Here is an 18,869-nt window from a genome sequence, read left to right on the forward strand (position 1 = left end):
GAATGACTCGTTACTGTTCTGCCCATGAGTACCGCCACGACCGACAAGCCCAGCACCGGGACAACCGAGACGAAGTTCGATGCGGAAGCCTTCGCGATGAATGTCGCGCGGGCGATGGAAAGCGGCGGCAAGGCGCTAGCCGCCTACCTCAAGCCGCGCGAGAGCGGCGAGGTGCAGGACCGCCCGCCGCCCGAGCTCACCGAGATGGTCAAGACCTTCACCGCGGTCGCCGAATATTGGCTGTCGGACTCATCCCGTTCGTCCGATTTGCAGACCAAGCTCGCCAAGGATTATCTCGACCTCTGGGGCTCGGCGGCGCGACGCATGGCCGGCCAGGACGCCGAGCCGGCGATCGCGCCCTCGCCGCGCGACAAGCGCTTCGCCGACCCGGAATGGAAATCGAACCAGTTCTTCGATTTCGTGATGCAGCTCTATCTGCTCACGACCAAATGGGCGCAGGAGCTGGTGCGCGACGCCGACGGACTCGACACACACACCCGCCGCAAGGCCGAGTTCTACGTGCAGCAGGTCACCAATGCGATCTCGCCGTCGAACTTCGTGCTGACCAATCCGGAAGTGCTGCGCGAGACGATGGCGAGCAGCGGCGGCAACCTGGCGCGCGGCCTGAAGATGCTGGCCGAGGACATCGCGGCCGGCAAGGGCATGCTGAAGATCCGCCAGTCCAACCCGGACAACCTCGTCGTCGGCGTCAACATGGCGACGACGCCAGGCAAGGTGATCTACCAGAACGAGATGATGCAGCTGATCCAGTATTCGCCGACCACGGAGAAGGTGCTGCGCACCCCGCTCCTGATCGTGCCGCCCTGGATCAACAAGTTCTACATCCTCGATCTCAAGCCGGAGAAATCCTACATCAAGTGGTGCGTCGACCAGGGCATCACCGTGTTCGTGATCTCATGGGTCAATCCCGACAAGCGGCTCGGCACCAAGAGCTGGGAAGACTACATGAAGGAAGGCCCGCTCACGGCGATGGAGGTGATCGAGAAGGTCACCGGCGAGATGAAGGTCCACACCGCCGGCTATTGCGTCGGCGGCACCATGCTCGCGACCACGCTGGCCTGGCTTGCCGAGAAGCGCCGCCAGCGCGTGAGCTCGGCGACGTTCTTCGCGGCGCAGGTCGACTTCACCCATGCGGGCGATCTCCTCGTGTTCGTCGACGAGGAGCAGATCGCAGCGCTCGAGCAGGACATGAAGGCAGCCGGCGTGCTCGAAGGCTCGAAGATGGCGATGGCCTTCAACATGCTGCGCTCCAACGACCTGATCTGGTCCTATGTCGTCAGCAACTACCTGAAGGGCCAGCAGCCGAGCGCGTTCGACCTGTTGCACTGGAATTCCGATGCGACGCGGATGACGCAGGCGAACCATTCCTATTATCTGCGCAATTGCTACCTGGAGAACCGGCTCTCGACCGGCACGATGGTGCTCGACAACACCCTGCTCGATCTCTCCAAGGTCAAGGTGCCCGTCTACAACCTCGCCACCCGCGAGGACCATATCGCCCCGGCCGAGTCGGTGCTGTACGGCTCGCAGTTCTTCGGCGGCCCGGTGAAGTATGTGCTGTCCGGCTCGGGCCACATCGCCGGTGTCGTCAATCCGCCCGCCTCGAACAAGTACCAGTACTGGACCAACGACAACATCAAGGACGTCAGCGTCGCCGACTGGATGAAGGGCGCGGTCGAGCACAAGGGCTCGTGGTGGCCGGACTGGCGCGAATGGCTGGGCAGCCTCGATCCCGAGGAGGTCCCGGCGCGCAGCGTCGGCAGCGAGGCGCTGCCCCCGATCGAGGACGCGCCCGGCAGCTATGTCAGGGTTCGCGCGTAACGCATGATCCGGAAAAGTGCGTAGCGGTTTTCCGAAAAGATCATGCGCATAGCGGACTCTGCCGCGCTCTTGTATAGACTCGCTCTCAACGCAGCGACGACAGAGGGGACCGGACTATGACGCGCGAATTGTTCTGGCTGACATTGACGGTGATCCTGACCGGGATCCTCTGGGTCCCCTACACCATCAACCGTTGTCAGGTACGCGGGCTCACCGGCGCGATGGCCAATCCCTCGCGCAACGACAAGCCGCAAGCCGAATGGGCGAACCGGCTGATGTTCGCGCATGACAACGCGGTCGAGAACCTCGTGATCTTCGCGCCGCTGGTCCTGATCCTGAACGCGATCGACTATTCCTCGAAGTGGACGGTGCTCGCCTGCGCCGTCTATTTCTGGGCCCGCGTCGCGCACCTGATCGTGTACGCGCTCGGCATCCCGGTGTTCCGCACCCTGGCCTTCACCGTCGGCTTCCTCGCGCAGGCCGTGCTGGCGCTGGCGATCTTCAGGGTGGTTTGAGCATCCGAAAAAGAGCTGCAGGCGCCTGCAATCTACGATACCGTGGCGGGGGCTGAGGCAACCGAAGCGAGGAAACCGTATGCGGGTCCTTTTGCCGTTCGTCGCGATGATCGCGCTCGCCGGAGCTTGCAGCGAGGCCAGCGCTCAGGCGCAATGCCCCGAACTGATCCGCCTGCGCAGCAAGGCGATCGAGGTCTCAAGGCCGATGAACCGTGGATTGATGCCGGACCGCTGTGACGCATACATCCGCGCGTCCCTCGCCTGGAGCGCCGCGGTCGACTACGCGCGCGACCATCAGGACGTGTGCGATATTTCCAATCGCTTGCTGGGCGACCTCGAGAAATACCAACTCGATAGCGTGACCGCCCGCAACAATGTGTGTGCCGGCCGGCCTGTCCGGCCATTCCCGGCCGACGTCGTTCTCCAGTGAGGGACGGCAGCGCACCGCCGAAGCGGCGCTGCGCAACCGTCCAGGGGCACGAGAGCGTGCCCTACTCCTCCGGCAAGCCCAGCATCAGCCGCATGTTCTGCACGGCTGCGCCCGAGGCCCCCTTGCCGAGATTGTCTAGCCGCGCGACCAAGACCGCCTGGTGATATTTGTCGCTGGCGAAGACGTAGAGCTCGAGCATGTTGGTCTCGTTGAGCGCCTCCGGCTCGAGCCGGCCGCCCTTGGTCGCCTCGTTCTGAAGCGGCATCACCTTGACGTATTTTGAACCGGCATACCGCTTGGCCAGCGCGGCCTGAAGGTCGGCACCGCAAGGCTTGCCCGGGAGTGTGTCGAGCTGGAGCGGTACCGAGACCAGCATGCCCTGCCGGTAGTTGCCGACCGAGGGAATGAAGATCGGCCGCCGCGTCAGGTTCGAATAAAGCTGCATCTCCGGCAAATGCTTGTGCTCGAAGCCGAGGCCGTAGAGCTCGAAGGCCGGCGCGCTGCCGTCCTCGAAGCTCGCGATCATCGACTTGCCGCCGCCGGAATAGCCGCTCACCGCGTTGATGGTGACGGGATAATCGGGAGGCAGCAGGCCGGCGTCGACGATCGGCCGCAGCAGCGCGATGCCGCCGGTCGGATAGCAGCCGGGATTGGAGACCTTCCTGGCGGCCTTGATCTTGCCGGCCTGGTCCGCTGTCAGCTCCGGAAAACCATAGGCCCAGTCGGGCGCAACCCGATAGGCCGTCGAAGCGTCCAGCACCTTCGGTCCCGAAGAGCCCATGCTGTCGACCAGCGCAACCGTTTCCTTCGCGGCATCGTCGGGCAGGCAGAGGATGACGAGATCCACCTCCTCCATCAGCGCCTTCTTGGCCGCGGGATCCTTGCGCTTGTCGTCGGCGATGGTCTTCACGATCACATCGTTCTGGAGCTTCAGCCGCTCATTGATGCCGAGCCCGGTGGTGCCGGAGCCGCCGTCGACGAAGACGGTGGCGGGCTTCTTCGCAGCGCCGGTGGTCGGGGTTTTCGTGGTCTCAGCGAGGCTCATGGAACGCTCCTTTCGAGCTTGTTGGTTTCGGCCGCGAAAGCTTCCGGCCTCACATCTTGCATCAGTTGCGCGATTTTCCTGGCGTCGGCAGCGGGCTGTGCGCCGAGCGCATTGGCGATAGCCGTATAGTCTGCGTCGGATTTGTGCTGGTTGAGCTTGAAGCTCCCTTCGACCTCTTCAACCGTCATGACCAGGCCCACGATCCCCTTCTTCATCGCTTCCAGCCGGCCCGCCGTCATCTTGCCCGAGGTCCAGGGCTTCTTCGGCAGCAGCCAGTTCTCGAACTTGTCGCTGAGCGTGTCGACCTGCACCGAGAGCTCCTCGTCCGACAACGGTCGTACTGGCCCGCTCAGGTGCACCGACTGGTAAAGCCAGGTCGGGACCTGATCCGGCGAGACGTACCAGTCCGGCGATACATAGGCATCGGGGCCGTTGACCGCGAGCAGCCAGGACGTCGTCCCGTCGGCAAGCTTTAGCAGCGGATTGTGACGGGCGAGATGAAAGGCGGCCTGCGGCGTGCCGTCAGCCGCATAGGTCACGTAAAATGGCAGCGGCGACGCGACTGGCTTGTGCCCGTCGAAGGCGCACATGGTGCCGAAGCCGCGCTCTTCGGCAAATTTCAGGCTCGCGGCGCGGTCCTGCTTGAAATGGGGTGGCGTGTACATCGTGGTCTCCTGCTGGGCCTCCTTGTGGGAGCCGCCGGATCAGATCGCGCTGACAGGAGAGAGGATGCCGCGGATCGGGTCCAGCGGCAAAGACGATGATCTCAAACGCGATCGACCGCCCAAACCGCTAAGCTGCGGCGGCGGCGACGGGCGAACAGGATGGTCGCGGCGTTGATCATGGCGCGCGGCTATAAGGCCATATCGGCCGGACGTCAAGGTTCTGGAACCATCGGAGCGGACGGCAAGCTCGCTGCCGCCCCTACCATCGGGCAAGGCCAAGACGGCTGAAGAGCGAGCCCCAGAAGGAACCGCCGCCGCGGGTCAGCTCGTAAAGATGGGCGCCAGCTTGCTCGTTTCCGCGATCGGACGCCTTGGTGTACCACTTGATCGCCTGCTGTGCATCCTTCGGCACACCGGTGCCACTCTCGTAGGCCCAGCCCAGATTGTATTGAGCCCAGCTGTCGTTCTGTTCGGCGGCCATGCGCAGCAGGGATACGCCCTTGGCGAGATCCTGCGGCACGCCCTGGCCTTTGATGTGCAACAGGCCGAGGCTCATCTGCGCATATGTGGAGCCCTGCTCCGCTGCCCGCGAAAACAGATCGAAAGCCACGGCAAAGTCCTGTGAAACACCACGACCGTCCCGGTACATCGCGGCAAGGCGCGCCTGGCTATAGGCCTTCCCCTGCTCCGCCGCCTTGGCGTACCAATCGGCCGCCTGCTTCTCGTCGCGAACCTGCCCCGGACCCGTTTCCTGGAGGTAAGCAAGCTGCTCCTGGCTGTAGGGATCGCCTTGCTCGGCGGCCAGGCGAAACCATTTGACCGCCTCTCCGGCGTCGCGCTTGGTCCCGCTTCCGTCCCGATACATCGCCCCCAGATGGGCCTGGGCGCGGGCGTTGCCGATCTCGGCGAGCGGTTTCAACCGCTCCATCGCGCGTTCGAAATCGTGAGCGACATATGCGTTCGCCCCCTCGGTGTAGTCGGCGCTGACTTCAACGACCGAGGATGCCCCCTTCGGAGTGAGACCGATCGGCCCGTACCGGAATTCGTCGAGCTTATCGACCCCCTTCTCGATTGCCGAACCAAACTCTGCCGGGCAGACGGGTGCATCGAGCGTCAGGCGAAAAACTGCGTTGGAGCGAATGGTCCGGCCGTCGAGGACAATGGTGCTGCTCACATCGATCCGGCCGTGGACCATCCCGTAGCCCGTCCTGCCTTCGAACGTCGCCGAATAGGCGACTGGCGCCGGTTTCTCGTAGAAGAAGGTGTTCTCGGGCACCGTGAGGGAAGCAACCTCGCGGTATTCCAGCGGCCGGCAGACAAAGGGCCTCCCGTCGGTCTGGCGTGCGGTCAACCGCAGAAGCGATCGCCTCGGATCGGTCAAAGGCAACATCCTGACATGCGCGGGCCGATCGAGACCGATGGTCTTGCTGATCTGAAACGTTGACGTGATGGCATATTCATCCGTCAATTCGCGCGGATTTGGATAGGTGTAGTCACCGGTTCCGGTCAGGCCCGCCTGCTCGATCAGTTTCCTGGCGGTCGCACGTCGATCTGAATCATCCAGTCCCTGCGCGAGCGCACGTCCCAGCTGGGCGCCGACGCCTGCGCCGGACAGGACCGAGCGGACCTCGCGCTTGCCGTCCTTGCCAAGCACATAGTCTGTCTCCGCTGCCAGCCGAAAACGCGTCGGATCGGCCATGGGAATGCGGCCCAAGGTGCCCTTGTCGATGTTGAGGACCGGTTTGCCCGCGAGTTCCGACGGCAGGGAGCCGAAGGCGAAGAGTGAAGCGGTCGGATCGAGATATTGGTCGATCTCCGGGACATAGGCGATGGCGTGGTCGAAATTCGGCGTGGCAATTTCGGTGAGCGTGTACCTTGCCTGCGAGTTCACCGCGACCAGATTGGCTTCGATGCCTTGGGCAGCAAGCAGCGCCTTGAACAGCGTCGCATGCGCCTTGCAATCGCCGTAACGCGACGCAAGCACCGCCGAGGCAGGCTGCGAGGTCCAGCCGCCATCCTCGAGTCCAATTCCGACATAGCGGATGTTGCGCGCCACCCAATTGTAGATGCGCTCGATCTTCGCCCGCGAGCCGGTCGCCTCGCCGACGATCTCCCGCGAAAGTCGTGCGATCTTCTCGTCCGGTCGCGCCATGGGCGCGTTGCGGGCGTTCAGCGTCGCCGCGAAAGCAGTATAATCAGCAAACGTGCTCGCCTCGAAACGCGCGGCGTATGAGAGAGTCTCATCGTCGATCTGGCCGGGTCGCGGCGTGTCTTGCCGGAAGCGCACGCGATGGACGATGCGATCGTTGCTCCTCTCTTCCCAGTGCTCGACATTGCGCAGTGCGATCCGCAGCGGTCTGGATGCCGGTCCGTCCACGATCACCTCGAGCAATTCGGGCGGTTGGCTTGCCGGCTCGCTCCAGACGCGCGCGAACTCACCTGGAAATCTCGCCTGCTTTGCCTTGTAAACCAGACGACCGCGGATGCTGTCGCCGGGAGCAACGTGTGGAAAGGCGATGATCCTGTTGCGGACCTCGTCGAAATAGGGCGAAGAGGAATCGGTCGAGGCCGGTTGATCGCGAATGGCACGCTCGTCGACCACGACCACGCTGCCATCGGCCTTGAGGGTGGCAAGCTCAGTTGACGACAATTCGTCAAAATGGCTGTTGTACTGAAAACTCTGCTGCGCGATCGCCTCGGCGCCCTTCTCGTCGAGCGCCTTGATTTCGAACTCGAAGACCTCGTTGCTCAGACCGGTCTCGCCGAACGTAATGGTATGACGGGCGACCGTTCGCCGCCAACCCGGGTCGATCCAGCCGGACTTCGTATCCAGGCCGGATGATTCCGCGGTAAACGATTTCGTGCATGGCAACAGCAGCAGCAACGCCGCCAGGAAGGTTGAACAAGTTCGTACGATCATCTGTTGAGCGCTCAGCCGACCAATTCCGCAGCTCAACTAGCAGGCGAAACTTACCAGCCGCACTCCCGGAAAGAACGACTTTTAAATGTCTTTCCGCGGCGCGATCCGACCAGGACATGTGCCCGATCCCGAACGCGCTCAGATCACCCGCCAGATCCATTCCATGATCTTGGCGATCACGTCGCCGAACAGCAGCAGTGCGGCCGACCAGATCAGGGCCGAGACGAAATTGGCGATCTGGAAGCTCCAATAGGGCATCTCGAAGATGCCGGCTGCGAGCGGCACCGAGGCCCGCAAGGGGCCGAAGAAGCGGCCGATGAAGATGCTGGGTATGCCCCAGTTGCGCACGAAGGCCTCGCCCCGGGGCAGGAGTTCCGGATAGCGCGAGAGCGGCCACATCTCGGCGACATGCTCCTTGTAGCGATAGCCGAACCAGTAGGAGACCCAGTCGCCCAGTGCCGCTCCGAGGCCGCCGGCGATCCAGACCGGATAGAAGTTGATGCCGCTCACCCCGATCAGCGCACCGATCGCCACCAGCGCGCCCCAGGCCGGGACCAACAGCGAGATGAAGGCGAGCGACTCCCCGAAAGCCAGAAGGAAGACGATCGGAGCTGCCCAGGCCTGGTGAGCGCGCACGAAATCGGCCAGGGCGTGCGCAAACTGCTCCATTCCAGAATAAGCCTTCCCGCTCGCTCAAGGTGCTGCTCGATGAAAACGACTGGTAAGCCAAGGACTTGTGTGACATCAAGTCACAAAAGCCGATCTAAACCGGTCCGAGACGTCAAATTGCCGGGAACTAATGGCAATGCGGCGTAAAATCGCCGGGATTGGCTCCCAACCACGCGGCTTGGCCGGCCCAGCGGTAACCTTTCCAAGCCAGAAGTGGCATAGTCCGCTTAACCGATTCGCCGCCCAAGCGGCCCCCTAAGCACATCAAGATATATGTCCAAGCAGTTGAAGCCAAAAGCAAAAGACGATTTTTTCGGCGGTGATGAGCCCAAGCCCCGCGCCGCCGCCAAGGCTGCGCCGCGCGGAAGCGGCGGGGAAGCCGACTACACCGCAGCCGACATCGAGGTGCTCGAAGGCCTCGAACCGGTGCGGCGCCGGCCCGGCATGTATATCGGCGGAACCGACGAGAAGGCGCTGCATCACCTGTTCGCCGAAGTCATCGACAATTCGATGGACGAGGCGCTGGCGGGACACGCGACCTTCATCGGCGTCGAGCTGAGCGCCGACGGGTTCCTGACCGTCACCGACAACGGCCGCGGCATCCCGATCGATCCGCACCCGAAATTCCCGAAGAAGTCGGCCCTCGAAGTCATCATGTGCACGCTGCATTCGGGCGGCAAGTTCGACAGCAAGGTCTATGAGACCTCGGGCGGTCTGCACGGCGTCGGCATCTCCGTCGTCAACGCCCTCTCCTCGCGCCTCGAAGTCGAGGTCGCACGCAGCCAGAAGCTCTATCGCATGAGCTTTGAGCGCGGCCATCCCAAGGGCAAGCTCGAGGACCTCGGCAAGATCAACAACCGCCGCGGCACCCGCGTGCGCTTCAAGCCTGATACCGACATCTTCGGCGCCAAGGCCGCGTTCAAGCCGCAGCGCCTGTTCAAGATGACGCGCTCGAAGGCGTATCTGTTCGGCGGCGTCGAGATCCGCTGGAACTGCGCGCCCGAGCTGCTCAAGGGCGTCGAGGACGTGCCGCCGGAAGCGACGTTCCACTTCCCTGGTGGCCTCAAGGATTATCTCGCCGCGGCGATCCACGCCGACACGCTGGTGCATCCGGACATCTTCTCGGGCAAGTCGGGCCGCAACGGCGCGCATGGCGCCTGCGAATGGGCCGTAGCCTGGACCGCAGATGCCGACGGCTTCCTGTCCTCCTACACCAACACCGTGCCGACGCCCGACGGTGGCACGCACGAATCCGGCCTGCGCAGCGCGCTTTTGCGCGGCCTGAAGGATCACGCCGAGCGCGTCGGCCAGGGCAAGCGCGCCTCGTCCATCACCTCGGAAGACGTGATGGTGGGCGCGGCCGTGATGCTCTCGGTGTTCGTGCGCGAGCCCGAATTCCAGGGGCAGACCAAGGATCGCCTCGCCACCGCCGAAGCGCAGCGCATCGTCGAGCAGGCGATGAAGGATCCGTTCGACCATTGGCTGTCGGGCAATCCGAACATGGCGAACCGCCTGCTCGACTTCGTCATCGACCGCGCCGAGGAGCGGCTGCGGCGCCGCCAGGAAAAAGAAACGGCGCGCAAGACCGCCGGCAAGAAGCTGCGCCTGCCCGGCAAGCTCGCCGACTGCACCGATGCCGGCACCGAAGGCTCCGAGCTCTTCATCGTCGAAGGCGACTCGGCAGGTGGCAGCGCCAAGCAGGCGCGCGACCGCAAGACGCAAGCGGTTCTGCCGCTGCGCGGCAAGATCCTCAACGTCGCCTCCGCCGGCAAGGACAAGCTGACCGCGAACGCGCAGCTCTCCGACCTCGTGCAGGCGATCGGCTGCGGTCAGCTCGCGCAGTACCGCGAAGAGGATCTGCGCTATCAGCGCATCATCATCATGACCGACGCCGACGTCGACGGCGCTCACATTGCTTCGCTGCTGATCACCTTCTTCTACCGGCAGATGCCGCGGCTGATCGACGAGGGCCACCTCTTCCTCGCGGTGCCGCCGCTCTACAAGCTCACTCACGGCTCGAAATCGGTCTACGCCCGCGACGACGCGCACAAGGAGGCGTTGCTCAAGAGCGCGTTCAACGCCAACGCCAAGGTCGAGGTGAACCGCTTCAAAGGCCTCGGCGAGATGATGCCGGCGCAGCTCAAGGAAACCACCATGGATCCGAGCAAGCGGACGCTGCTCAAGGTGGTCTTGCTCGCCGACGACCGCGACACGACGGCGGATTCGGTGGAACGGCTGATGGGCACCAAGGCCGAAGCGCGCTTCGCCTTCATCTCGGACAAGGCCGAATTTGCCAGCGAGGAGCTGCTTGACGTCTGACGTCACGCCCTCCCGTCAAAAAAGCCCCCGGCTCCATCAGGGTCCGGGGGCTTTTTTCATGTGTGGGGACGATAACCCCGTCCGTCCCGGCGATTCCTTCAGAAGCGCGACTCGGCCAGCGACTCAGCGGCGCCAAGTCTGAGGCAGGATTGCCTGCGTTTCGGACAAAGCCGAATTTGCTAACGAAAACTTACCCGGACCCGCAGCTCGGACATCCGCATAACGCACTGATATTACGTAGATTTTTCGATATCCGGCATCATCACCTCAAAACCCTGCCGACCGGCGTTTTCCGGCGACTGTGCCTGCCACGCAACAGCTTTTCGGCGGGAAACGTCTATAGTCCGGGCATCAGATGACACGGACTTCAGTGCGCTCGCGCCTGCTACCAAGGTTGGGGATTTTATCATGAAGAAGATTTTGCTGGCTCTGACCGCGGTTGCGGCGATGACCGGTTCGGCCTCGGCGGCTGACCTCGCTGCTCGTCCTTACGTGAAGGCCCCGGTTGCGGCTCCCGTCGCTAACTGGACTGGCTTCTACATCTTCGGTGGCGGCGGCGGCGGCCTCTCGAACGCCGACCAGTCCGTCCAGACCACGGTCGGCGCGGTTCCGCTGACCATTACCCAGCGTCAGGGTGGCTCGGGCTGGTTCGGCACCGTCGGCCTCGGCTACGACTGGCAGTTCAGCGGCACCTGGGTCGCCGGCGTGTTCGCTGACGGTCAGTTCGGCAGCATCCGCGCCACGGTTCAGGATCCGATCAATGGCTGGACCGGCAACCAGAAGCTGGAAGACTCCTGGGCCGCTGGTGTTCGCCTCGGCTGGCTGGTCGCTCCGAACGTTCTCTCCTACGTCAACGGCGGTTACTCCGGCGCTCACTTCGGCCAGACCAACTTCCTGACCCTGGCTGGCGTGCCGGCCGGTGCTCACCTCGGCAGCTACAACCGCAACGGCTGGTTCATCGGCGGCGGCGTCGAGAACAGCCTGAACATCTTCGGCATCACCTCGCCCGGCTGGTTCATGAAGACCGAGTATCGTTCGGCCTTCTACAACGCCAAGACCCAGACCGAGCTGTCCGACGTCGGCAACGTGCCGCTCGCCAACAGCATCCGCGCCAACAGCTGGAACCAGACGATCTCGACCTCGCTGGTCTACCGCTTTAACTGGACCGGTCCGGTCGTCGCGAAGTACTGAGCGACCAAATACTGATCCGAACGCAAGTTCAGACGTCAAAGCCCCGGCATCGTCCGGGGCTTTTTCGTTTCAAGGCGCATTAGTGCGCGACGCTCGCCTTCGGTGCCCCATACGCGCCGGTGAGCCGGGCTTCGATCGCGACCCAATCGGCATCCGTGATCGCCTCACCCCGTGCATCGCGAAAGGCCATGGCTTCGGCCCGGGCGATGCCGAACCGCCGGATGCCGGAATCATCGGCTGCCTTGCCATAAGTCAGCGCAGCCACGCGTGCGATGGTGAGGCCATAGTCGCAGGCGCCGCCGCCTCGCGGCGGGCCTGCCACCAGTCCAGTTCGAGACGAGCGGCCGCCTCCACGTCGAATGCCACAGGCGCGGCGGGCGCAAAGTAGGCCATGAGGGCCGGCAACGCCGCATCGGCCTCCCGACGCGACCGCGTCGGCTGGAACGTCCTGGCCGCCTCGGCCGCGTTGAACGCGACATGCAAGCTCTGAAGCGGCGAGAAGCCGAACTGCGTCCGCACCAATGTGTAGAGATGACGGACCAGCGCGACATAGCGCTTGTCGTAATAGTCGCGCCACATCGCAGTCTCCAGCCGCGCCATCTCGGCCGGATCGAACGCCCGCAGATCCGCGTGACGCGGAATGACGGCATAGGCCACCGCCAGTGCGGCTGCAGCCCCCAGGATGATCTTGCGAACGGACATGCGTCCTCCTCGCAGCCTTGCAGCCTTGCAGCCACGGCCCATTGTATCCGAACCGAAGCTACGGTTAGTCTGGCGCCAAGCTTTCGTGATTGCGGCAATCCTTGATGCCGCGGACCGCGACAGAACCAGACCGACGGGAGGAATGCATGCGCAGATTTCTGCTTGTAGCAGGCCTGTTTGCGACTGCCGTCGGGCTGCTCTGGATCGGACAGGGCACAGGCACCGTTCCCTGGCCGCGATCGAGCTTCATGGTCAACCAGCTGCAATGGGCCGGCTATGGCGCAGCCATGGCCAGCTTCGGGCTGGTGCTGATCTGGCAGAGCAACCAATAGAAGAAACCAGGGAATACAGCATGACATCCAACCGGTTCGATCTTCGCGGCAAGGTCGCGGTCGTCACAGGAGGCAATGGCGGCATCGGGCTTGGCCTGGCGCATGGACTTGCCGACGCCGGCGCCAATATCGCCGTGGTCGGACGCAACGAAACCAAATCGGCCGCGGCCGTTGCCGATCTCAAGCAACGTGGCGTGAAGGCGATTGCGGTTGCCACCGACGTGACCGACAAGGCGGCCGTCGCCGCCATGATCGACCGCGTCATCAAGGAATTCGGCCGCATCGACATTCTCATCAACAATGCCGGCATGAGCATCCGCAAGCCGCCGCACGAGCTCGAGCTCGACGAGTGGAACAAGGTGATCGACACCAACCTCACCAGCGCCTTCGTGTGCTCGAAGCTGGCCTATCCGGCGCTGAAGGCCTCCGGCAACGGCAAGGTGATCAACATCGGCTCGATGATGTCGATCTTCGGCGCGAGCTTTGCGACCGCCTATGCGGCGAGCAAGGGCGGCATCGTGCAGTACACGCGCGCCTGCGCCAATGCCTGGGCACCCGACAACATCCAGGTCAATGCCATCCTGCCGGGCTGGATCGACACCGACCTCACCCGCGGCGCGCGGCAGCAGGTTGCGGGCTTGCACGAGCGCGTGCTGGCGCGCACGCCTGCGGGGCGCTGGGGCGATATTGATGACTTCGCGGGCATCGCGGTGTTCCTCGCCTCGCCGGCGTCGAACTTCGTCACGGGCACCGCGATCCCCGTCGATGGCGGGTTCTCGGTGATGGCCTAAGGCCTTCCGTCCGAACGCTGCACGCAAAAAGAAGCCCCGGCGTTGCCGGGGCTTTGAATTTGGCAGAGATCGTCTTCTTTTGCTGATTGGTCGTTCGTTGCTCAGTAGCGCGCGATGACCGGCGCGTCGAACTTGTAGCTCGCGCGCACGACCGCCCACTGGATGTCGCGCGGCTTGGCATCGAAGGTGTAGTTACCCGCGAGGCCGCCGAGCTGATAGGTCTGGCTGCCGAAGGCAGCATAGTTGTATTCGAGGCCGACGATCCAGTTGCGGGTCACGCCGTATTCCCAGCCGGCGCCGACGGTCCAGCCATTGGCCCAGTGAGTCTGACCGCCCGTGGCCGTCACAACCGGGTCGGTGACCGAGAGCCGGTTGTTGACGCCCGCGTAGCCGCCCTTGATGTAGAAGAGGTTGTTCTGCACGGCAAAGCCGGCGCGGCCGACGACCGTCGCCAGCACATTGGCACGCCAGGAGAACACGTCGTTCGCCGGGGCGAAGGCGGTGTTCGTGAACGTGCCCTTGTTGTCGAGGCCGGAGATCGTGCCTTCCATGCCGAACACGAAGTTGTTGGCCTGCCAGTTGTAGCCGATCTGGGCGCCGCCCATGATTCCGGAGCTGCGCTGACGATAGCCCTCGCCCGGGAGCAGATCGCCGAACGCCGCGCCAGTGCCGTTGTTGATGAACTGCTCGTTGGTCCATGCGCCACCGATGTGGCCGCCGACATAGAAACCGGTCCAGTTGAACAGCGGCTCGACATAGGCGGGCGCCTTCGTGTAGCGCGCACCGAGATCTGCGGCGGAGGCGGCGCCGGTCGAAACCAGAGCGGTCGTGCAGGCGAAGGCGGCAATCAATTTGTTACGCATGGTACACCCCGTGTCCTTTGATGGGCGCACGCTCACACGCAACTCTTACTCAAATTTGAATCAAGAAAGTTAAGACGCCGGATTGGCCATCAGCGCGCTTGAATCCATCGGCGCTGTTGCACGCACGCAACGCGCCGCGCGCGATTTAACGCGACATTATCCCTACCGAATGGTGCTGCGACGATGCCGGCGCGGCCTTCGACTGCACGTGCTCGGGCCGCACACCGAGCGCAATCAACCGCGCCGGAATGCCCTGCAGCCACGGCAGCGCGGTGATGAGGCGCACGATCAGCGGCACCTTCAGCGGCCGGTCACCGCTCTGCAAGGCGCCGCTGATGATGTTGTTCTGCACGACCACCTGCATGCGTTGCGTCATCCTCACCGGAAACTCGCGCCGGCGGCGCACGGCGTCGAGCTCATCCTCGGACGGACAGCCACGCTGAAGCTTGTCCGCGAGCAGATTGGCGGTCGCGACCGCGTCCTGCACGGCGAGATTGACGCCGACGCCGCCGACCGGCGACATCGCATGCGCAGCATCGCCGATGAGAAGCAGGCCCGGCCGCGTCCAGCGCTCGAGGCGATTGATCGCCACAGTGAGCAGCTTGACGTCGTCAAAGCTCTTCACGTCGGCAATGCCGGACCGAAGGACCGGCGCCATGCGCACGACGTCGTCGAGCAGTGCCTGCAATCCCCTCGCCTTCACCGCCTCGTATTGTCCCTTGGCGATGACATAGGCGCATTGCCAATAATCGCCGCGATCGAAGGTGATCATCATCTTGCCGGGTTCGATGCGCGCAAACAGGTTCTCGGTCTCGTCGGCCTTGCGGCCGGCGCGGAACCACAGCACGTCCATCGGCGCGCCGATCTCCTCGACTTCGAGGCCGGAGTGCTCGCGCACCGTCGAATGCCGGCCGTCGCAGGCAATCGTGAGATCGGCCTCGATGTCGATGTCGCCGTCCGGCGTCTTCGCCCGGACGCCGGCGATGGTATCGCCGCGGCGGATCAGATCGACAGCCTCGGTGCTCATCATGACCTTGAGCGATGCGAAGCGCCGGCCCTCTTCGCGCAGGAAATTGAGGAAGTCCCATTGCGGCATAAAAGCGATGAACGGGTACTTCGTGTGCAGCCGGCCGAGATCGGCGATCCGCACCGGCGTGCCGCCGAACAGTCCGTCCATCTTCTGCAAGCGTTGGTGCGGCAGCTTCAGGAAGCCGTCGATCAGGCCGAGCTCGTCCATCACCTGAAGCGTCGAGGGATGCACGGTGTCGCCGCGAAAGTCGCGGAAGAAATCCGCATGCTTCTCCAGCACTACGACGTCGATGCCAGCACGCCCGAGGAGATAGCCGAGCATCATGCCGGCGGGCCCACCACCGACGACACAGCACCGGACTTTTACGGAGGAACTCGGGTTCAAGGCCGCCCTCGTTTACGACTTAAGTTTTCTGTGCGGTGCAGCACGCAAGTTTAATTTGCCGCAATTGCGAATGCCCGTTAGCGTTTCTGCAAAATTCGATTTGCCTTCAGGAAATTGCAGTGCAGACGATCCTTATACTGCTCGGCGTGTGGATCTTGATCAACGTGCTATTCGTCGTGATCATGATCCCGCCGCGCAAGCCGCAGAACCCCGACCCGGGCCCGACCGGCACGCTGGCGCCGGTGCCCATCAACCAGAACGGCTATCCGTTCGAAGAGCAGGAGAAGCTCCTGCTGCGCCACGTCGTCATCTCGATCGCGATGGGCGCGTTCTTCTCGCTGGCGCCTCCGTTGATGGAGGCCATTGAGTCCATCAAGCGCTTGTTCAGAAGGCGGCGCGCGTAGCGGACGCGCGCTCGATACTGCCCGCCGGCATAATCAATTGTTGCTGCGGTTCGCCGCGCGAAAACTCTTGATCTCCGAGACGCTGCCGTCGCGGTAGGTCAGCTCCACCGAGACGAACTGCGTCGCCGGGGCGAGCTTCATGTAGAGCGGCATGCCGGCAGAGATCGCGCTGGGGTCGCGCATGTCGCAATTCGGCATCTTCAGCACCTGATTGGGCACGGCGGTGTCGATGCCGATGCGCACCTCGCGGATCGCGCAGCGATACGAGACGAGATGCGTGTAGTAGACCAGCAGCCCGTTGAACTCGCGGAATGACAGCCAGCTCGTCGAGGTCATGTCGAGGATCTTGCGCTGGTCGCGGATCAGCGCGGCCTCGGGATCGAACCTGATCGGGAACGGCCCCTGCATGTCGCCGGCCTGATCGACATAGCGGACCTCGATGGTGCCGGCCTGCGCATCCGGCGGCAGCTCAATCGACGGGTTCGGCATCCGCTTGCGCGTGCGCGGATCGAGCGTGTCGATGAATCCGGTCTCGCGGAAATCGCTTTGGCCTGCCATGCGCCAGGAAATGCCGAGCGTCGGATCGGCGAAGGAGAACAGCACGCTCCAGCCGCCATTGTGGCGTGAGAAGCTCGCGATCGGCGCGTTGGTGGTTTCCTCCTTCGGCACGCGCGGCACCGACACCGGCGGCAGGGCCGCGAGTTTCTGCGGCGGCGGATCGGCGGGACGTGCGGCAGCATCCTTCGTGGTGCCGCTGAGGAAGACGTCGTCGACCATCTGGTCGAAATAAACCGGCACCTGCCTGTGCTTCACGGTGTCGGCCATCTCGCTGACGAGACGGCGGGTGCGCTGTGCCACCTGCACGAGGTTCTCGCCGGGCTGCAGCAGCTCCCTGGCGAAGGTGCGCGTGAACACCGAATTGGGATTGGCGTCGTCATTGGACAGACGATCGAGCGCGGTCTGACGGGGACCGGCCGAGAACACCGAGAACACGCCCTCAGGCAGTTGCACCATTGGCGCGAGCCCGCCGCCGCCGGCGACCGCGCGCGTGCCGGCCCGCTCGAACGGATTGTTGCGGCAGGCGTCGAACACCAGGATCGAGGTCCGCGCCTTCTTGTTCTGGAGACGCTCGACGATGCGGTCCGCCAGGATCGAGGCGTCGCGCACCAGCTCTTCCTGTCCTTCCGTCGCCGCCGGCACGTCGGTCGGCAGCAGATAGTTCTGGCCCGCGATCTCGAAACCGTGGCCGGCGTAGAAGAAGAACGCGGTGTCACCGGGCTCGACCGTCCGGTCGAAGGCAAGCAGCGTCTCGGAGAATTGCTGCCGGCTCTGGTTCTCGGCGACCATCACCGAGAAGCCGAGCTGCTTCAGCGTGTCGCCCATGGTGCGGGCGTCGTTGACCGCCTTGAGCAGCTTCGGAACGTTCTTGTAATCGTTGTTGCCGACGACCAGCGCGACGCGCTTTGCGGCATGGGCGGGAAGCGCGATGCCGCAGAGGCCCGCCACGAGGCCGAGGGCCGCCAGAATTCTGAAAAGCCGACGCGTCATCGCAAACATCCCGTTAGAAAACGGCCTCGTTGATCGGAACCCCTGCCGTTGCTGTGATAGTCGGCCCAGCCGCGTCGACGGTTCAACAGCCGCTTCTTCGGTTCCATCGTATGACCTATGGCAGATTCCATCGGAATCTGCTTTTTCTTAATTTTCCCGGGCAAACGCACCGGACGCGAGGAGCTGCCGTGTACCGCTGGTGTACCGACGAGGTCGAGCCGCATGACCGCTTCGACTATTGGCGCGAAGTCCGCTCCAAGGGCCTGTTCGGCGTCACCGCAGAGCTCGAGCGCGAGCGACGCGCGGACTTCTATGGCGAATTCTCGCTGCGCCAGCTCGGCGGCGCCGGCCTCGTCGAGCTGAAGGCGTCGCACTACACGGTCGAGCGCAGCACCTCCGATATCGCCTACGCGCCCAGCGACAGCATCTGCGTCTACCAGCAGCTCGGCGGCGGGGGCTGGTTCGGCGGCATGCGCGGCAGCGATTTTTCGATCGCCAATGGCAGCTTCGCCACCAGCCATACCGACCTGCCCTATCGCACCGTCCCGCTCGGGGACGGCGGCTTCCATTTGCGGATCCTGAAGATCCCCGTGAGCAGCATCCCGGCGCAGGACAAGCGCATGCGCGAGCTGTCGCCCCGAACGTTCAACGATCCCGGCCTGGCGCCCCTGCTCAGGGCCTGCTTTGCCGATCTCGCTGAGGTTGCCGCAGCTGACGACGGGGCCAACGGCGCCCAGGCCTCCTTGGATCAGGCCTCCCTGGTGCAAGCCCTCGCGCATCTGGCGCTGATAGAGCGCGGCATCGTGCGGCCGGGTAGCCGGCTCGGACAAGCTGCCCTGCGGACAGCCCGCCTGTCGCAGGCGCGGCGCCTGATCGCGCGCCATCTGCAAAACCCGGACCTCGCTCCCGCAATGGTCGCCGATCTGCTCGGTGTGTCCCTGCGGCACCTGCATATGCTGTTCGAGGCCGCCGAGAGGAGTTTTTCGCAAACCGTCACCGACGAGCGCCTCAAGCAGAGCCGCCGCCTGATGCGCGAGGCGCCGGAGCGGCTGATCGCCGACATCGCGACCGCCTGCGGCTTCGAGAGCCTGGCGACCTATTACCGGGTCTTCAACGCCGCCTACGGCATGGCCCCCGGCGACTTCCGGGCCCAGGGTTCCGAGGGGCGTTAGCCGGTCCGCCCCCGTGACCGCCGCCCGGCCCAGAGCCGGGGCGGAAA

At 64.0% G+C, this 18,869-nt stretch carries 18 protein-coding genes; 9 read left to right on the top strand and 9 right to left on the bottom strand.

Annotated elements, in window-relative coordinates:
• The first annotated feature begins 24 nt into the window (after positions 1-24).
• From JQ635_RS01665 to JQ635_RS01675, 3 genes are all read left to right on the top strand, one after another.
• On the top strand, positions 25-1,842 hold the full coding sequence (locus JQ635_RS01665) for a PHA/PHB synthase family protein (protein ID WP_211408134.1): 1,818 nt from the start codon (positions 25-27) through the stop codon (positions 1,840-1,842).
• Between the two features lie 116 nt (positions 1,843-1,958).
• On the top strand, positions 1,959-2,357 hold the full coding sequence (locus JQ635_RS01670) for an MAPEG family protein (protein WP_211408135.1): 399 nt from the start codon (positions 1,959-1,961) through the stop codon (positions 2,355-2,357).
• Positions 2,358-2,436: 79 nt separating this feature from the next.
• Complete coding sequence (locus JQ635_RS01675; RefSeq protein WP_211408136.1) at positions 2,437-2,787, top strand: hypothetical protein; 351 nt, start codon at positions 2,437-2,439, stop codon at positions 2,785-2,787.
• A 61-nt stretch (positions 2,788-2,848) separates the two neighbouring features.
• On the opposite strand, the gene argC is transcribed toward JQ635_RS01675, so the two are convergent.
• The 4 genes from argC to JQ635_RS01695 form a co-directional block, all read right to left on the bottom strand.
• On the bottom strand, positions 2,849-3,832 hold the full coding sequence (gene argC, locus JQ635_RS01680; RefSeq protein ID WP_211408137.1) for an N-acetyl-gamma-glutamyl-phosphate reductase: 984 nt from the start codon (positions 3,830-3,832) through the stop codon (positions 2,849-2,851).
• On the bottom strand, positions 3,829-4,497 hold the full coding sequence (locus JQ635_RS01685) for an FMN-binding negative transcriptional regulator (protein ID WP_211408138.1): 669 nt from the start codon (positions 4,495-4,497) through the stop codon (positions 3,829-3,831). The genes argC and JQ635_RS01685 overlap by 4 nt, the downstream gene beginning before the upstream one ends.
• A 259-nt stretch (positions 4,498-4,756) precedes the next feature.
• Complete coding sequence (locus JQ635_RS01690; protein ID WP_211408139.1) at positions 4,757-7,417, bottom strand: DUF3857 domain-containing protein; 2,661 nt, start codon at positions 7,415-7,417, stop codon at positions 4,757-4,759.
• Between the two features lie 138 nt (positions 7,418-7,555).
• The gene (locus JQ635_RS01695; protein WP_211408140.1) at positions 7,556-8,086 is read right to left on the bottom strand and encodes a DedA family protein; all 531 of its coding nucleotides are present in this window, start codon (positions 8,084-8,086) and stop codon (positions 7,556-7,558) included.
• 273 nt (positions 8,087-8,359) lie between these two features.
• Here JQ635_RS01695 and parE point away from each other — a divergent pair, with 273 nt between their 5' ends.
• Positions 8,360-10,405, top strand: a complete 2,046-nt coding sequence (parE, locus tag JQ635_RS01700) for a DNA topoisomerase IV subunit B (RefSeq protein WP_211408141.1) — start codon at positions 8,360-8,362, stop codon at positions 10,403-10,405.
• A 408-nt stretch (positions 10,406-10,813) separates the two neighbouring features.
• On the top strand, positions 10,814-11,596 hold the full coding sequence (locus tag JQ635_RS01705; RefSeq protein ID WP_211406273.1) for an outer membrane protein: 783 nt from the start codon (positions 10,814-10,816) through the stop codon (positions 11,594-11,596).
• A gap of 79 nt (positions 11,597-11,675) precedes the next feature.
• On the opposite strand, the gene JQ635_RS01710 is transcribed toward JQ635_RS01705, so the two are convergent.
• Together JQ635_RS01710 and JQ635_RS01715 are read right to left on the bottom strand one after the other, a co-directional pair.
• Positions 11,676-11,861: a hypothetical protein gene (locus JQ635_RS01710; protein ID WP_211408142.1), complete on the bottom strand. Its 186-nt coding sequence runs from the start codon at positions 11,859-11,861 to the stop codon at positions 11,676-11,678.
• A complete protein-coding gene (locus JQ635_RS01715; protein WP_211408143.1) occupies positions 11,849-12,298 on the bottom strand; it encodes a hypothetical protein in 450 nt (149 codons plus the stop codon). The genes JQ635_RS01710 and JQ635_RS01715 overlap by 13 nt, the downstream gene beginning before the upstream one ends.
• Positions 12,299-12,444: 146 nt before the next feature.
• Here JQ635_RS01715 and JQ635_RS01720 point away from each other — a divergent pair, with 146 nt between their 5' ends.
• Positions 12,445-12,630, top strand: coding sequence for a hypothetical protein (locus tag JQ635_RS01720; RefSeq protein ID WP_211408144.1), 186 nt, complete (start codon positions 12,445-12,447; stop codon positions 12,628-12,630).
• A 20-nt stretch (positions 12,631-12,650) separates the two neighbouring features.
• Complete coding sequence (locus tag JQ635_RS01725) at positions 12,651-13,421, top strand: SDR family NAD(P)-dependent oxidoreductase (RefSeq protein WP_211408145.1); 771 nt, start codon at positions 12,651-12,653, stop codon at positions 13,419-13,421.
• A 101-nt stretch (positions 13,422-13,522) separates the two neighbouring features.
• Here the strand turns inward: JQ635_RS01725 and JQ635_RS01730 are convergent, their stop codons facing one another.
• The gene (locus JQ635_RS01730; protein WP_211408146.1) at positions 13,523-14,284 is read right to left on the bottom strand and encodes an outer membrane protein; all 762 of its coding nucleotides are present in this window, start codon (positions 14,282-14,284) and stop codon (positions 13,523-13,525) included.
• A 145-nt stretch (positions 14,285-14,429) separates the two neighbouring features.
• Positions 14,430-15,698, bottom strand: coding sequence for an FAD-dependent oxidoreductase (locus tag JQ635_RS01735; RefSeq protein WP_211408147.1), 1,269 nt, complete (start codon positions 15,696-15,698; stop codon positions 14,430-14,432).
• A 119-nt stretch (positions 15,699-15,817) separates the two neighbouring features.
• On the opposite strand from JQ635_RS01735, the gene JQ635_RS01740 reads away from it, so the two are divergent.
• Positions 15,818-16,102, top strand: coding sequence for a hypothetical protein (locus tag JQ635_RS01740; RefSeq protein WP_211408148.1), 285 nt, complete (start codon positions 15,818-15,820; stop codon positions 16,100-16,102).
• Between the two features lie 33 nt (positions 16,103-16,135).
• On the opposite strand, the gene JQ635_RS01745 is transcribed toward JQ635_RS01740, so the two are convergent.
• On the bottom strand, positions 16,136-17,650 hold the full coding sequence (locus JQ635_RS01745) for a caspase family protein (protein ID WP_211408149.1): 1,515 nt from the start codon (positions 17,648-17,650) through the stop codon (positions 16,136-16,138).
• Positions 17,651-17,838: 188 nt separating this feature from the next.
• On the opposite strand from JQ635_RS01745, the gene JQ635_RS01750 reads away from it, so the two are divergent.
• Entirely contained in the window at positions 17,839-18,822 is a 984-nt protein-coding gene (locus tag JQ635_RS01750; protein WP_211408150.1) for a helix-turn-helix transcriptional regulator, read from the top strand.
• The last annotated feature ends 47 nt before the right edge of the window (positions 18,823-18,869 follow it).

This window comes from Bradyrhizobium iriomotense, from assembly GCF_018130765.1.
Classification (GTDB): Bacteria; Pseudomonadota; Alphaproteobacteria; order Rhizobiales; family Xanthobacteraceae; genus Bradyrhizobium; species Bradyrhizobium iriomotense_A.